At 65.3% G+C, this 14,791-nt stretch carries 17 protein-coding genes; 4 read left to right on the forward strand and 13 right to left on the reverse strand.

What is annotated here, in order from left to right:
• Positions 1-33: 33 nt before the first annotated feature.
• The 12 genes from CDO87_RS03430 to CDO87_RS03485 all read right to left on the reverse strand — a co-directional run bounded on the left by CDO87_RS03430 (position 34) and on the right by CDO87_RS03485 (position 8,939).
• A complete protein-coding gene (locus CDO87_RS03430) occupies positions 34-978 on the reverse strand; it encodes a phage capsid protein (RefSeq protein ID WP_100927465.1) in 945 nt (314 codons plus the stop codon).
• A gap of 203 nt (positions 979-1,181) precedes the next feature.
• The gene (locus tag CDO87_RS03435; protein WP_100927466.1) at positions 1,182-2,279 is read right to left on the reverse strand and encodes a hypothetical protein; all 1,098 of its coding nucleotides are present in this window, start codon (positions 2,277-2,279) and stop codon (positions 1,182-1,184) included.
• Positions 2,272-2,595 carry a hypothetical protein gene (locus CDO87_RS03440; RefSeq protein WP_100927467.1) on the reverse strand — a complete coding sequence of 108 codons (324 nt, stop codon included), beginning with the start codon at positions 2,593-2,595 and terminating at the stop codon, positions 2,272-2,274. Before CDO87_RS03440 ends, CDO87_RS03435 begins: the two co-directional genes overlap by 8 nt.
• Entirely contained in the window at positions 2,592-4,238 is a 1,647-nt protein-coding gene (locus CDO87_RS03445; protein WP_100927468.1) for a portal protein, read from the reverse strand. The genes CDO87_RS03440 and CDO87_RS03445 overlap by 4 nt, the downstream gene beginning before the upstream one ends.
• Positions 4,239-4,249: 11 nt before the next feature.
• Positions 4,250-4,447, reverse strand: coding sequence for a hypothetical protein (locus tag CDO87_RS03450; RefSeq protein WP_100927469.1), 198 nt, complete (start codon positions 4,445-4,447; stop codon positions 4,250-4,252).
• Positions 4,425-4,955, reverse strand: a complete 531-nt coding sequence (locus tag CDO87_RS03455; protein ID WP_100927470.1) for a hypothetical protein — start codon at positions 4,953-4,955, stop codon at positions 4,425-4,427. The genes CDO87_RS03450 and CDO87_RS03455 overlap by 23 nt, the downstream gene beginning before the upstream one ends.
• Positions 4,955-5,146, reverse strand: a complete 192-nt coding sequence (locus CDO87_RS26655; protein WP_157814906.1) for a hypothetical protein — start codon at positions 5,144-5,146, stop codon at positions 4,955-4,957. Before CDO87_RS26655 ends, CDO87_RS03455 begins: the two co-directional genes overlap by 1 nt.
• 17 nt (positions 5,147-5,163) lie before the next feature.
• Positions 5,164-5,784, reverse strand: a complete 621-nt coding sequence (locus CDO87_RS27150; RefSeq protein ID WP_254698319.1) for a DUF2829 domain-containing protein — start codon at positions 5,782-5,784, stop codon at positions 5,164-5,166.
• Entirely contained in the window at positions 5,784-6,056 is a 273-nt protein-coding gene (locus tag CDO87_RS03470) for a hypothetical protein (RefSeq protein WP_100927471.1), read from the reverse strand. Before CDO87_RS03470 ends, CDO87_RS27150 begins: the two co-directional genes overlap by 1 nt.
• Before the next feature lies 1 nt (position 6,057).
• Complete coding sequence (locus tag CDO87_RS27430) at positions 6,058-6,192, reverse strand: hypothetical protein (RefSeq protein ID WP_256388395.1); 135 nt, start codon at positions 6,190-6,192, stop codon at positions 6,058-6,060.
• A 50-nt stretch (positions 6,193-6,242) separates the two neighbouring features.
• On the reverse strand, positions 6,243-8,072 hold the full coding sequence (locus CDO87_RS03480) for a hypothetical protein (RefSeq protein ID WP_157814907.1): 1,830 nt from the start codon (positions 8,070-8,072) through the stop codon (positions 6,243-6,245).
• A 207-nt stretch (positions 8,073-8,279) separates the two neighbouring features.
• Positions 8,280-8,939: a hypothetical protein gene (locus tag CDO87_RS03485; protein WP_100927474.1), complete on the reverse strand. Its 660-nt coding sequence runs from the start codon at positions 8,937-8,939 to the stop codon at positions 8,280-8,282.
• Between the two features lie 623 nt (positions 8,940-9,562).
• On the opposite strand from CDO87_RS03485, the gene CDO87_RS03490 reads away from it, so the two are divergent.
• From CDO87_RS03490 to CDO87_RS03505, 4 genes are all read left to right on the forward strand, one after another.
• Positions 9,563-9,763 (forward strand): hypothetical protein, encoded by a 201-nt coding sequence (locus tag CDO87_RS03490; protein ID WP_100927475.1) that lies wholly within the window; start codon positions 9,563-9,565, stop codon positions 9,761-9,763.
• Between the two features lie 105 nt (positions 9,764-9,868).
• The gene (locus tag CDO87_RS03495; RefSeq protein ID WP_100927476.1) at positions 9,869-11,620 is read left to right on the forward strand and encodes a ParB/RepB/Spo0J family partition protein; all 1,752 of its coding nucleotides are present in this window, start codon (positions 9,869-9,871) and stop codon (positions 11,618-11,620) included.
• A gap of 105 nt (positions 11,621-11,725) precedes the next feature.
• Complete coding sequence (locus tag CDO87_RS03500) at positions 11,726-12,583, forward strand: DUF932 domain-containing protein (protein ID WP_100927477.1); 858 nt, start codon at positions 11,726-11,728, stop codon at positions 12,581-12,583.
• Positions 12,584-12,724: 141 nt separating this feature from the next.
• Positions 12,725-12,961, forward strand: a complete 237-nt coding sequence (locus tag CDO87_RS03505; protein WP_100927478.1) for a hypothetical protein — start codon at positions 12,725-12,727, stop codon at positions 12,959-12,961.
• A 2-nt stretch (positions 12,962-12,963) separates the two neighbouring features.
• Here the strand turns inward: CDO87_RS03505 and CDO87_RS03510 are convergent, their stop codons facing one another.
• Entirely contained in the window at positions 12,964-14,784 is a 1,821-nt protein-coding gene (locus tag CDO87_RS03510; protein ID WP_157814908.1) for a hypothetical protein, read from the reverse strand.
• Positions 14,785-14,791 lie beyond the last annotated feature (7 nt).

The raw sequence follows: 14,791 nt of genomic DNA on the forward strand, positions 1-14,791 counted from the left end.
AAGGTCCCGCGGGCATTCCCGCGGACCCGTCGATCAGGCTTCGGCGCAGCGGAGGACCCGCACGCCCTTGTCCTCAATCCGACCGCAGGCGGGATAGGCGTCAACGTGCACGTAGGGCAGGTTCTTGGCGCTGGTGTCGTTCCACATATTGCCCTGCACGTCCTGCCAGAAGCCCGCGACGACGTTGGCTTTGGTCCAGACAGGGCAAAGGCGATAACCGTTCGGGTCCTTCGCAACCCGGTTCGAGAACAGCCAATTGATGCCCAGCAGCTTCCCCGGCTTGCCGTCCTCGATGTTCTTGACCTCGAACGGGTTCAGGTTCTTGCCCGTTTCGAACGCAAGCGTCAGCAAGTCGGTTTTCTGCTTCGGAGTGATGACGGAGTAGATCTCGTCGTCGCTTTCGAGGCCGAAATCTTCCAGCTCCATCGCCTCCGTCGCGCCGCGCAGCTTCTTCAGCGTCATGCCGGCCGGCGTACCAGGTTCGTCAACATCGACCGCGATGTAGTTTCCTGCGGGCAGGGCCGAGGTGGAGGACGGCGTTTTGCCCTCGTAAACTGCACCCATGATGCCGCCGCCGGCCACCTCGTAGTCGGCGCCTTTCTTGCGAACGCCCAATATGCGGTCGTGTACGCCGCGCTCGACCGCCTTGATGTGGTTGCGCACCAGCGTCGAGCTCGGATCCTGCGCCTTGTCGAACTGCTCTTCTTTGGTGATGTACTGCCCGCTCTCGATGACGGTCGGCCGGATCAGCCAGCGGCGCTTGTTCTGGGCGACGTTTTCCGGATTGCGCCGGTCGTAGTCGGTGCCCTCCAGGTACTCGAGCGCGTCGATCAGATCGGCAATGTCTTCTGCTTCGCCGGAGCATTGCGCGATTGTCACGGCGGCGCGCAGCGGGTTCTGCATCTGCTGCGAGACCAGACGGACATTGCCGTTGAAAGTCAGTCGGTGGTGCGGTTCCACCAGTTGTTGGTAAGCCATCTATGAGCCCCCTTTTCGAAAAATCAGCGATGTGATGAGATTTCGGAGGGGTTGCCCGATGCCGGACCCTATCCTGTGCCTTCCGCGGGCCTACGCGCCGGAATTGACCGGATCAGGCGGACCCTGAAAGGGTTGCCCGCCGCGCATGACGATGCTGATTTAGCGGAAAAAGTCAAGCGCGGCGAGCGATATAACGGCCAGCCTCAGGTGCCGGCAGCGAGCTTAATCAGATGTTGCCGACGGGCTGTCAGCTCGGCCCAGTTGGCCGGCGTCTGACCGTTGCGGCGCGCTTGCACAGCCTTGCCGTATTCACTATCGGGCGCGTCGAACCTCGCCAATTCGGCCCGCGCTTCTGCCGGTGTGGTCGAAAAGCCGCCTTTGTTAGATCCGTCCCGGGGCAAGACGTCCTCGCCCATCATGTCGCCAAGGGCGGCGAAGATCCGCAGCGCGTTGGCATCGCCGGCTTTCTCGGAGAGGACCTCGGCAAAGTTGGCAATCGCGTCGGCCGGCAGACCCGCCTGCTCCGCCACGGCGTGAAACGCCTGCTGCGCTCCCGAGACCTTGGCCGCGTAAGCATCGCCCCAGTCCTTTGTGAGCTCTGCCTTCAGCTCCGCCTTCGCTTGGTCCAGCCGCTGTTCGGCACCGCCCAGCGTCTCTGCGACCGTTCCGGCGTAGAGATCCACCATGGCTTGCGCCGCGGTTGGCGTCATGCCCAACTCATGGGCGCGCTGCTTCAATGTGGCTTCGGCCTTATCGTCCCACGGGGCGTCCTTCGGCCACGTGTCGGGACGTTTCAGATCGTAGCCGTCGGCGCTTTCGGGAATGCCGAACACGTCTGCATTGCCCTTCATCCATTCAGTCAGATCCTGCCCGTCCTTCGGACGATCCATCAGCGTGTCCGCTGGCCTGCCCAGGCGTTTTTCTGCATGGGTGTAGAGCCCGGCCAGTTTTCCCATTGCCTCGAGCGGATCGTCCACGGTCAGACCTTTGGCCTGCAGCATGGTCCGCGTGCCTTCGTCGAACCGCCTAGTATCGCCCCACCACGGCGTGCCGGTTCCGCCGGCCGGGGCCGTGCCGGTTCCGCCGGCCGGGGGCGTGCCGGTTCCGCCGGCCGGGGGCGTGCCGGTCCCGCCGGCCTGGGGCGTGCCGGTCCCGCCGGCCGGGGGCGTGCCGGTCCCGCCGGCCGGGGGCGTGCCGGTCCCGCCACCGTTCAGCAAATCCGCACCGGCGCCGCCGCCTCCTCCGGCTTCCGCCGTGTTGAACGTGCGCTTGGTACGCAGTCGTGCGAGGAATTTATTCATAGTCCTGCTCCTTCATGAGGCTGTTCACTTCGTCGATCGACAGGCCAGCGGCTGCAATGAGCTGCACGGCCAGATCCCGCCGGCCAGCTTCATAGGCCAGCCGGTAGGGGTCCATTGGCGCTTGAAGAGGAACCCCGCTTTCCATCACCACGGGTTGCGCTTCCAGCAGACCACCCTGCCGGATGAGATCCGGCACCAGCTCCGGAACTTTTGCCGCGGCCTGGCGCCAGATGCGGGAATGCTTCACCGCAACCTGCCGGCCCTGATCTGTGTTTCCGAACCGGCCAAGCAGAATGCCCAGATGGTGGAGGATCACGCCGCACCTCCACCCATCATTTCACCCAGCGGAATGCCGGCCCCGGCGAGCTTCTGGGCGATCTCGCTGCCCTGGGACGCCGCGGCCATTCCCTGGGCTGCCTGCTCCTGCTGCGCGCGCGCCTGGCGGGCCTGCATCGCGACCTCGCGGGGCACCAGAAGCTTCTGGGGCAGCGTAGTGTTGGCGTCGTGCAGGACCTCGGCGTAGTCGTCGGCGCTCAGCCGATCGAGCACCTCGGGCTTGAACTGAGACAGCGCCGTCAGATCCCCCACGAAAGTCCGCGCGGCCTGCGCCTCCGATGCCCGCAACGCCATTGTGGCAGCGCTGGTATAGCTGACCTGCATCGGTATTCCGCTCGGCGTACCTTGGGGCGGCGGGGGGATCTGGCCGGCCCGCCAAAGCATCCGGAACCGCCGCTCGAACTTCCGAGCCGCGTACTCCTCCATGATCCGGTCGGCGTGTGGAGCCCAGTTGCGCAAGCGCGCCTCCTCGATCACGCGGTTTTCATCGTCGGAGATCCCGGTGCGGCCCGCCAAGGACATGACGGAGTAGTAGAAAGCCTCTTTCACGTCCTCGAGGGCAGCGCGCTTCTCTTCGAGGGTCAGGCCGATGTTGCCGTTGAAATCCTCCGTCCGGATCATCGGGTTGCCCTGCATGTTGACAGCGCCGTAGATCACGCTTCCCGGCCGCCAAACGCCATTGAGCGGAACGACTTCACGGTCGGGAGCCAGCTTGACCGGATCTGCTGCGCGCTGTGCCGCCCGCAACGTCGCTTCGTCCATCAGGTTCAGCTTGCGCGCCGATGGCAGGGCCACGAACCCCGGCCCGATGCCGTAGGGCATGTCGCTGTCCACGTCCCACCTCGGATAGTAGAACGGCATCTCGTCATAGCCCTTTTCCGACAGCAGAGTGTCCTCCACCTCGCTGACGGTGAACGACTTCCACCGCTTACCCTTCACGCCGAACATGCCGGGCCGATAGTCGAAATTCTCGACGATGTGGCGGAAGTAGGCGTGCTGTGTGGTGTCGCCCTTCTCGGCGAGATCCGCGACCTTGGCCGGCACCTTGCCCCTGAATGCCTTCACCGCCTGCCTCGGTGCCAGCATGTAACGCCGGATCACCTCGACCACGAAACCGCCCTCGTCGATGTCGACCACGACTTGCGCGATACTGATGGTCACATCCCGAAACCGCCGTTTGTCGAGGTCAAGCTCGTCGTAACATGCCGCGTTTCCGAACACCGCAAGGTCGGCATAAGCCTGGTAGCTCTGCGGATAGAAGGATGACATGGACGGGCTGAAACTGCGGTGCACTTTCGCCGCGCAAAGGTCCATCCAGTCGGCCATCGGCGCCCAGTTGTTTAGGTCCTCGTCGGGCGTAGTGAACCCGCCCCAGCGCGTGGCCGGGTTCGTGATGCCGGCGTAGATGCCAGCCGCAAAATGCCCATGCGCGATGATCGGCCCGCTGTTGAGCGGCTTGGAGAGATCTCGGACAGAGGCCGTGGAGAGGTTGAACCCGCCCCGCTGAGGCCGGATCAGGCGGGCCATATCCTCCCAGTCTTCCTCGAACTTCGCGCGCGTGGTTTTCAGCTCCTGCCAGCGTTGTTGGGTTTCCTTCGCCTGGTCGGAACCGGGCATCACCATGTCAGCGTGTTTCACTGCGGCGCCCCCAGCTGCGAAGTCGCGCCGGACGGAATACCCAGGGGCGAGGTGAGGATGTTGGCGAGGGTGCCGCTACGCGCGCGCCTGTAGCGCGCCGCAATATCGGCCTGCTTGTTGGCGTCGGCACTTCGCGGGGCGGCAAGGATCTGCGGCGCCACCTTCGGAGTTTCAATTTTCGGCGTATTGCACATTGCTTTTCTCCTTTCTGCTCGTGGTCCATGAAAACTGGTGAAACACCGCGCGCCCATCGGGACCAAACCCGGACAGCGTGGCCTCTTGAAGGAAGCCGCACCCCGTCAGAAAACGGGATGCGGTCGGATGGCCGGCCCATGACCGGGCCTCGATGCGCGTAATAGCCTGTTCGTCAGCCCACCCACCCAACGCGCTCCGGATCAGGACCGCCGCCTGCGCCAACTGGCGCCGCCACCGCTTATGCGAACGTGCCAGAAGCGCCGCCTGAGCCAGACCCACGCAGCCGGGCACACGCGCAACGGCCAAGACGGCGAACGGCGTGCCGGCCGCGCTGGTGAGAACCAACGACAGCGGGCAGTAGGGCTGCGCCTGGCGCCAGTCGGCCCACAGATCGAGGTGGTCGCAGGACCCGCCGCGCATCAGCATCGCCTCGCAGCGATCCTCCGGGTCGAGATCCCTGAACACGGCCAACGCAGCGGCGTTTTCGAACGGGATGGGCTGGATCATCAGGCGTTGCCCCTGACTGCGCAGGCGGTCAACCGCATCTGCGCCTTGAGCGACAGCCGGCGCATCAGCCGCAGCTCCGCATCACGGCGGAGAGCGGCACGCTGCTGCGCGCGCTTCTGATCTTCGGTCTGAAAGCCCGCCTTCATCTCGAAGAAACGGCCCCACATATCGGCCGCAGCCTGCGGGTTCAACGTAGGTACGCCGCCCATCAGACCGCCCCCCCCACTTCGACTACATGCCAGTCCTCAGCCAGCATGTCGGTCTGGTTTGCCAGCCAGCCGACGACCATCGAACCATCCGCCGCGCGCATGTCGATGTGCGGCAGCAGCTCGATCTCGCCGTGTGGATCATCCACTTCGACAGCGCGCTTGGCTGCGGCATGGCCGCATTTGGCGTGCCGGGCCTCGAATGCCGACCCCGGCGTCAGGGCGATCCACATGCCCTTGCCGTTCCAACCCTTCCGGGCGACGGCCGCGCCATTCTTCATCGCACAGAGTGCAAGGCCGAAGTCAAAGCCCCGATCGGACAGCCGGACACCAGCGTCGGACGCCTGATAGGTCTTTTCGAAGATGTCCGGCTTGCAGGGGTAATGCTCGCCCTGCACGCCGCGGATGATCCAGTCGCCGGGTGTGGCGTCCAGGGTGCCCTCCAGCGTGATGATCTTGAACTTGTGACCGTCGGACGCGACATGCGCCGCGTAATCATCGAAGCTCTTGAAGTGCTCCGACCAGGTCGGATGCTTGCCGGTGAACTCCAGCACGTCGGCCAGGTTGTCGCCGTTATACTGAATAGCCTCGATCTCGACGGGCTTTTTCGTGAAACGCCCCATCAGACCAGGCCCCGCACATGGCGGCGGGCCTTGGACAGCCAGCCCCCCATCGCGTCGAACACCCCGGCCGTGGACTGGCACTTGAGCCCGGCGATCGCGACCGTGACGGTGCCGGATCGGTCCGTGACCTTCGCGCCCTCCTGGTCCTTGAGCCGGTCGAGCAGCTCAAGGCGCTGGCGCTCCGTGAACTCGCCCGCGAGCTGCGTTATTTGACGCAGCGCCTCCATATCCGGCCCCTTCTGGGCCGCCTTCGTCGTCGTCTTCCGTGCCATGTCAGTCTCCTTCTGGCTTCGGTTTCGGTGAAATCTTGGGAATGCGGGTCGGTCCCCACAGGATCAGCCGGCCAAGGGGGTCGAAACCGGCGAGCCGCGCACCATAGAGGCGCCTGAGCAGGTCCTGCTCGGCCAAGGCCGCATCCGTACGGGAAAGGGGCGCCGCCGCGCCGCTGAGTTGGCACATCACATCCCCCTCCCGTACGGATTGAGAACATCCCAGCCGGTCTGCAGCCCGCCACCCTGCGCGCCTATCGGCGGCCCGCCGTTGTGACCCATGTTGCCCCGCGACTGACGCCCGGGTCGCTTGTCGTCCGCATGTGCCGCGTAGGGCGACAGGCCGTCCCCGCGATGCTGCGACAACAGCAGATACTGCAGCCCGTCGTGCACGTTGGCCTCGGTAAAACTCTTGTCCGGAACCTTCCGCTTGTCGCCGGTCTTGTTGACCTCTTCCGTCCAGACATACCGGGCCTCGAAACCGCGGATCAGGATGGGGCATCCGTGAGGGTCGATCAGCAGACCAGGCTCGCCACCGTCTAGCTCCGCCTCCAAGGCGGCACGCACAGCCTCCAGCCGCGGCTGCAAGCGGTTGGTGCCGATGCGCTGAGGGCGGATGTTGAAGCCCGCGGCCCGGCCGACCAGCATGTTCCAGGTATGGTTTTCGTCGGCCGCCTGGCTGGCGCCATGCTCACCGGCCATGTCCCCCCAGCCAGCCTCGATGCGCGCGCCGGGAAACCGCTCGTCGATCAGATCTCGCAGCAACTGGCCGAACTTGACGGCCATCAGCCTCCGTTTCGGAAAGTGCAGCTCGGCCAGGATGCGCCAGCGGTAGAAACCGTGCATCTGCGCGATGACGGCGGCACCCTTGAAGCCTTGGTCGAGGCCGATCATCAGCGGCAGAGACGGCTCCCACGGGATCGGCCCGTCGCTGACGTGGATACGGCGGTTGAACTGTTCAGCGAACACCGGATCGCCAACCCGGAGGTATGTGACCTTGTTGTAGACCAGCTTTGCCGTGACGTCCGACTTGCCTGCGAGCTTGTTGCCGGTGATCTGGCGGGGATAGAAGCCCGGCCCGAGGTTGTGCAGGTTCTCACAGCCCGGCTCACCATAGCCCGGCTGGTTGTAGAAGTTGACCTTGATGGGCCGCACCGGCTGGGGTTCGCGCCCCTCTGCCCTCGCCGCCGCCTCCTCCTCGAGTTGCATCGCGGCGGTCATATCCGCCACCATCCGCTTGCGCTTTTGCTCGTCGTGGAAGGTCGTATAGGTCCAATCGTCCTCATCCGGCGCGTTGAAGACACACACGACCTGGCCATAGCTCTGCAGGTGCCGAGGCAGCCCCTTGAAGTGCCGGCGGGCCGGGTAGCGGTCGATCCGGCCCATGCCGATCGACAAGGTCTCGACCGGCACGGTGTCCGCCTCCTCGAGGTCGAGATCCGTAAACTCGGTGCCCTTGAGGCTCGCCATGATGTTGTCGCCGAACGCCATGAACTCGGCGGCGAACTCGATCACGCCGTGGTCATCCTCGAACCGGATCTTGTGCGTGACGGGATCTCCGCGCCCCCCGGCCCATTCGCCCAGGTCTTTCGGGAACGTCTCGAGGTAGCTGGGGATCGTACCGGACCACAGTTGGCGGTAAGTCTCCCGCACGAACAGTACCTTGTAGCGCCGCACGCCGTCGATGGTCGACCGAGGCATCATGATCGCCCGGCGCAGTCGGGATTTCATGTTCGTGGTCGTCTTCCCGCTGCCGACCGGCCCTTGGATCGCAACGATGTCGCCGTCATCGAAATAGAACGCCTGGGCGATGGGACCCGGGAAGTCCAGCTGGCCCCTCGTCAACTCATCAAGGGGGTTGACGGTCGCAAATTCCCCCTTCAGCTTGGCAACTGCCTCTTTCGCGTCCAGATCCTCCAGATCCTCGACGCTCTCACCCCGCACCCCTTCCCGGCCGTCGGCCGGGGCACGGCAAGGCACCCCCGCACCCCAACCGCCCAATCCAACAATCGCGCTCAATTTTCGGCCCTCCCGGTCTCGGAAACCCTGAATGGGGTCGGAGCCAGGGGCACAGAGGCGGGGCCGCAGAGCCCCCCCCGGGGGGTCTGGGCCTCGCGGGCGCTCGAGCAATTGCCGCGCGCGACCCCGCAGGATGCGCGAGCCATGCCGCGCGCGAGCGGCGACTGATTTTTTATCAGTGCGCTGAGCGGAATTTCCCTAGCGTTTTCAATCGCTTGAATCATTCGTCCGATCCTCGCTGTCCGCGTCGCCATTTTCGGCGCTGCTAACCTCTTGTTTTTGCTCGATTTCATAGGCGACGTCCGCAGGCACCATGTGGCCCAGCGATCTGGCGCGCGGCGTCACGTCTCGGGGCGCTGCCGGTGCCGCCTGCGGCATGATGATCTGAACGGCTGCGCGCTGTTCGCCTTCCGGCGCGGCCTTCGGCGTGCCGTAGGGCAGCAGCGCCTCCGATGCCCGCAGCGCGGCGGCGTAGCAGGTCATGAACGCTGACAGGCGTTGCTCCGGGCTGGCGGTCCGCGCCTTGCCGTCAACGTCCTTCGCCTCGTCGAACGCCCAAGCCAGCAGCCGCTCCGCCTGCGTCAAGGCGTGCATCATCACGCCCTCGCCGCTGGCCAACCCGGCGATCTCGGCCAGCTGCTCCTCCGGCATCCGGTATCCGCGCGCCGCCAGCCATTGCCGCAACTGGCTCGACCCCTTGCCCATCGCGCCCTTGGGGCGTCCGGGCTGGCCGGTGCCTGCCTCTTCCGGCGTCCTGCCGCCTTCGTCCGGGAGGAATGAAAGCTGCTCGCCGCTGGCGCGCACCTTGTCCAGCCGCCGCGCCGCTTCTGCGGCCTGCGCCTCGAATGTGTTGCGGGCTTTGGTCATCAAAAACCCCCTTTTTTATTGAATTTCAGTGACTTACCCGTCACCCAAAACACCCAAAACACCAGTTTTGGCGCGTGTTTTGGGCTGCGTTTTGGCTTTTCTGTCAATCTTTTCAGTGACTTAATACCTATCCAAAACAGAAAAACAGAAAAACAGATACCGCCACACGCGCGCGCGCAAGCGCATGTGCATGAGGGGGGCGCGATTTCGCGTTTTGGTGTTTTGGCTGGCGGGTAAGTGTTTGGGATGACTGGAAAAATTGCCAAAACATCGACCAAAACAGTCGGTCGCCCGTGTGTTTTGGTGTTTTGGCCCCTGACCCAATCGGCAGGCGTCACCCCTCGCGAAATCATGGCATGCCAAGGGGTGTGGGGCAAGCGGCCACCTGCGGCGCGCGGCAAGAGGTGGGCCATGATGACGCGGGCGAGCGGCGGCACAGATGCCGCCCAGGGCGCGGGCGTTGTCCTGGGCGTTGCCTGCCACCTGTAACAATTCGTGATGAATTGGGAAGTTTCGACCCCTTCACAATGGGAAGAAACGGCCCTATCTAGTGGGTCGGGGCGTAGCTGTGCCCACCGCTCAAGCCAGACCGAGCGGCCCACCTGAGACGAAAGGAAAGACCCATGACCGACTATCGCCTGACCTTCGACCAGCTTGACCGGATCGCCCGCGAACACGGCTGCGCCGGTGTCCTTTGCCACGGCAACAAAGCGGCCAGCCTGCGGGATCAGCTGGGCGAAGAGGACGGCCATTGCCGCATTCGCCGCCACCCGAAAACCGGCCTTTTCAGCCTCAACGATACACGCGAGGCGCTGGGTTACTGACGCATCGGTGAGGGGCGGCGCCGCCGCTCCCATCCCATGCGCCAGACCGGCACATGACCGCGCAAGCCAGACCGCGCGGGAAACCCGAGACCAAAGGAAAAGACCATGACTTTCACCAACCGCAAAATTCCGCTCGAAAAGCTGACATGCTCTCGCCTGAACGTCCGCGCCATGGGGCGCGGCAAGGGGATCGAAAGCCTTGCGGCCCAGATCGAGGCGCAGGGGCTTATCCAGCCGCTTACGGTCTTCAAGGCTGGCGAAGGCTACGAGGTGGACGCAGGCGCGCGCCGCCTCGCCGCGATCCGCCTGCTGGCTGACCGGGGCGCGTGGTCGCAGAATGTCGACTGCCGCGTGGTCGATGCCACCACCAACGACGAAGACCGGCGGGCGATCAGCTACGCGGAAAACGCGGGCCAGTTGCCCATGCATCCGCTTGACCGGATGCGCACCATTGCCGCCTTTGTGCGGCGCGGCATGGCGGCGGATGTGATCGCCGCCCGCTTCGGCACCACGGAAAACGAGGTTTCCAAGGTGCTGACGCTGCAGCGCCTCGCCATGCCGATCCGCGCCGCCGTCGCCTCCGGTGCCCTGTCTGAGGCGCAGGCATTCGCCTATGCCTCGACGCCTGACCACGGGGTGCAGATGGATGTTTTCGGGGAAGTCTCCATCCAGTGCCCCAGCCGAAGCATTAAGCAACGGATCGCGGCTAAGACCAAGGGCACCAGCGGGCGCGAGCGGATGACGGAGACGCACCGCCTTTTCAAGGCGCTCGGCGCGGATGCCTACACGGCTGCGGGCGGCAACTTCGCGGGCGACCTGTTCACCAATGACGGCGAGCGCGAGGTTGACGGAGCCTTGGTTGTAACGCTGCTGCGCGAGGTGATCGCGGAAAAGGCGGCGGACCTGCGGCGCGAGGGGGCGGCATGGGTCGAAACCTCGCTTTACTCTCGCGCCGCCGTGAATGCTTCTTGGTGGGACGAAGACCCGACCCAGCCCGCGCCGGTCCCGCTCGGCTACACGGTGACGGTGACAGGCTACGGCGCCGTGACAGTCAACGGGCCGCTTGTCCTCGACGCGGACTATGAGGCGTGGGAAGACGCCCAGCGGGCCGCACAGCAGGACGACGACGACGCAGCACCGGAGGTCATGGCGGCACCGCAGGACGACGACGCGGCACCGGAGGTCATGGCGGCACCGGAGGTTGACCCGGAGACGGAGACCAAGGCACCAACGCAGCCCATGCTTGACGACGCGGCGGCGGCGCTGAATACGGCGCTGGAAACCGCGCTGGCCGATGACTTCCAGACCGCTTTCGACCTGACCTTGGCGCGCTGGATCGTGGAAATCGTGCACGAGGGCCGCACGGACCTTTTGATCCGGCTGTGCCCCAGCATCGCGACCCATCCCGCGCTGGAGGACGCCTTTAACGACCTGCTGCCGGAAGACTTCGACGGAACCACGATTTTTTCCTTCGTGCGCGACATGGGAGGGGCCGACAAGCAACGCCTGTTCGCCGCTTTCGTGGCGGGGCAGATCGACGTGACCGCCCACGATTACCGCATGGCAACGCGCGACACGCCCAAGGCGCAGGCGGTCGAATTGGCCCACGTCCTCAAGGTGTCGATGTGGGACGCATGGTCGGACGATGACCGCGCCGCATACCTCGCGCGGATGACGAAAACGGACCTTGTGCACGCGGTCCTCGGTCTGACGGGCGACGATGCCGCCGCTGCCATGAAGGAAGGCAAGGCCGATCTGGTGGAGCGGGCCAAAGCCGCGCACTGGCTGCCGCCCTACTTCGCGGGGCTGCCTGACGCTGCGGCAAGCGCGCCGACGCTCGCACTGGCGGCTGAATGACGCATCGGTGAGGGGCGGCGCAGCCGCCCCCATCCCATGCGCCAGACCGGCACATGACCGCGCAAGCCAGACCGCGCGGGAAACCTGAGACGAAGGGAAAAGACCATGCAACGTTACATGAACGGAATGAGCAACGGGGGCGCGATCACGGCGCGCGGTTTCGAGCCGCTGTCTGAGGATGTGCTGCGGGCGGCGGTGCCGTCGATCTTCGCAGAGGACGCCCACGAAAGCCGCTCGGATCGTTACGCCTACGTGCCCACCATCAACGTGGTGCGCGGCCTGCGCCGCGAGGGTTTCGACGTGTTCAGCGCGCAGCAGGCTTTGACGCGGACAGAGGGCCGCGAGGGGCACACCAAGCACATGCTGCGGATGCGGCATCGCGGGCTGATGAACGCGCAGGGGCAGGCGTTCGAAATCATCATGGTAAACAGCCATGACGGCAGCAGCGCCTACCAGATGATACCGGGCTTTTTCCGCTTCGTCTGCGCGAATGGTCTCATGGTCGGCGACACGTTCGAGGACGTGAAGGTCCGCCACACGGGCGACGCGGTGGGCGAGGTCATCGAAGGGGCTTATCGCGTCCTCGAGGATGCCCCCGCGCTGACCGATCAAGTGCGGCGGTTTCAGGGGGTTCAGACCACGGAGCAAGAGCGCGCCGCCTTCGCCGCTGCCGCGCACACGCTGCGGTTTCCCGACGCTGAGACGCCCGAGGCGGCGCCCATCACGCCCGACGCCCTGCTGCGCCCCCGCCGCGTCGATGACCGCGCCGCCGACCTGTTCACGACCTTGAACGTTGTGCAAGAGAACGTGATCCGGGGCGGACAGCGTGGCATGACGCGCACCGCCAGCGGCCAGCGGCGTCGGCAGAAGGTGCGCGAGGTCAAGGGCATCGACCAGAGCCGCGCGCTCAACCGCGCCCTGTGGACACTCACGGAACGTTTCGCGGAATTGAAGGCGGCCTGAGCGGCACAAAGGGCGGGGCGCGATGCCCCGCCCCTCTGCCCCGCGCCGTTGCCAGACCGCGCAGGGCTTGCCCGAGACGTTCGGACCTGAAAAAGATAGATCACCCCGGCAGAGATTGCCAGCGACACCGGAGGCCGGACCATGGACACGACCACGAAACACCCCGACTACGCGCGGGCGCTCGCGCAATTCGAGCGGGCGGGCGGACCTGCGAGCGGGTACGGGCTGAACCGCTGGCTTTCGCGCGGGCTCGGCGTCAGTGATCGGCGTGTGAAGGTCTGGCGCGTTGAGGGGTTCCCGACCTACGCCCTGCGCGTTCTGGATCTGTTGGCGCGGCTGGACGTTCGCCGCTGGCCGGAGGACTGGCGCCTGCAGTAACATCAGAAGTGCTCGAAGTTGTCGACCTGCCCGCCGTCACGTTCCGTGGCAGCGGTTTTTGCGTCGGACGGGTTATCAGGGAAGGCGTGAAGCGACGGGATCGAGGTTAGCGGGATCATGGTTCCGCGTGTGGTGACACCTGCCAGCGTTTTTGTGGTCTTCGGCACGTAGGCGCGCGGGATACGTCGCGCGGACTGCGCCCAGGCACCGCCCGACCATTGCGAACCTTCGAACAGCTTGCCCAACAGCATCGGCCCGCGGTTGCCGATGAACAGCGTCTGCTCGTCCTCCATATAGACGCCCAGCCCGTATTGCCGCAGCACTTCGGTGGCGCGTTTGCGGCGGTCTTCAATCTGGAATGCGGCGTCTCCGGTAGTCGGCAGCAGTTGCGACGGGGCGCCTTTCAGGCCCGCCGCAACCATGATCCACTGTGCCACGGTCCACTGTTCGCCGCGACGGAATGGGTCCATCACCTGCCCCAAAAGGTGCGCGATCAGCGCGTCCGCGTCGTTCGTGACGTCATCCCGATCCGCCTGCACCTGCAGCGCAGCCTTGCGCGCCCATGCCCGCGCGACCTCGGCCGAGGCAACGTCGCGGTCCTTCGCCATGTCGGCCATGGCGAGCACGATTTCCCAGTTGTCCGCGTTCCGGCCGGTCACGCCCTCCTCCTCGAGGGCGTGGCGGAAAACCCCGATACGTTCCGGCAGCGTGGCCCATCGCTCGATCAGCCGACCTTTCAGACGAACGCCACGCGCGCGCCAGGTCCTGGGCGACAGCGACAGCCCGCGCGTGTCCTCGATGCGGTTCATGTCCAGGCGGATGAGGCGTTGCAGATCCTGCGTCTTCATGATCCCGGGAATGAGGATCGACGAGAACATGAATGCCGAATAAACCTTGCCGCCAATCGACGCCTGGTCCGGAGATCCGCGCGACCAGTCGCCGCCGGAGCTGGCGAGGCGCGCCAGGTTGATGATCTCGCGTTCCTTGTTCGACCGCTCGTCGCCGGGCTCGAGCTCGTCGACCGTGACCGGCAGCGAAGACTGCCGGATACGCGAGGTGATCCCCGACTTGGTTGTGTCGACCGAGTGGATCAAGGCTTCGCCGTGCAGGTGCTGCAGCAGCTCCTGAAACGAGGACTTGCCTGACGCGGCCGGTGCAGTCAGCCAGAAGGTCGGCCGCCAGCGCAGCGCGCCGCCCATCATCTGGATTGCGATCATGCCCAGGGCAACAAACGGGTGCAGATCGGGCACCGCCCAATTCCACGTTTCCAATGTGTCAAGGATATCTTCGGCTGGGTCCGGGCCCTTCGTCGAGGGGCGGGGCAGCGGGTGCTCGGCCTGGTAGATCCTCCCGGCGATACGTCCCGGCGGCAGAAGCTGGTTCTTGTAGAACACCACGTCGCCCAGGTGATAGACCAGCTCGCCATCGTCATCGAGCCAGGCACCGGACCCGCGCACCGTGTTGTCCGGGTTGAACACCCCGCACTCGCCCGCGGCCCGCCAAAGGGCGTGCGATGCCGCGTTGCCCTTGAACTCGCTGGGCTTGCGCCTGACCACGCCCTCGTCGTCCTTCGTGAAAACAGGGAAAGCGTTGCAGAGATAGTCGAAGTTGGCCGCGAACAGTGACGCGATGAACTGCAGCTTGAGATCCTTGGCGTGTCGCATCTGCCCCAGCGCATCGAGGAAGTAGGCATGATCGCCACGCACCCCCAATGCGACCACCGGGCAGCCCTCGAGCAGCTGGCCCCGCGCGTCACGGATGCGGCCGCGCAGCTCGGCCGCGTTCCCGCCATCGCCGTCCTCGGTCTCGTCGTAGTCCTGCACCGGAGCG

Source organism: Sagittula sp. P11 (assembly GCF_002814095.1).
GTDB lineage: Bacteria > Pseudomonadota > Alphaproteobacteria > Rhodobacterales > Rhodobacteraceae > Sagittula.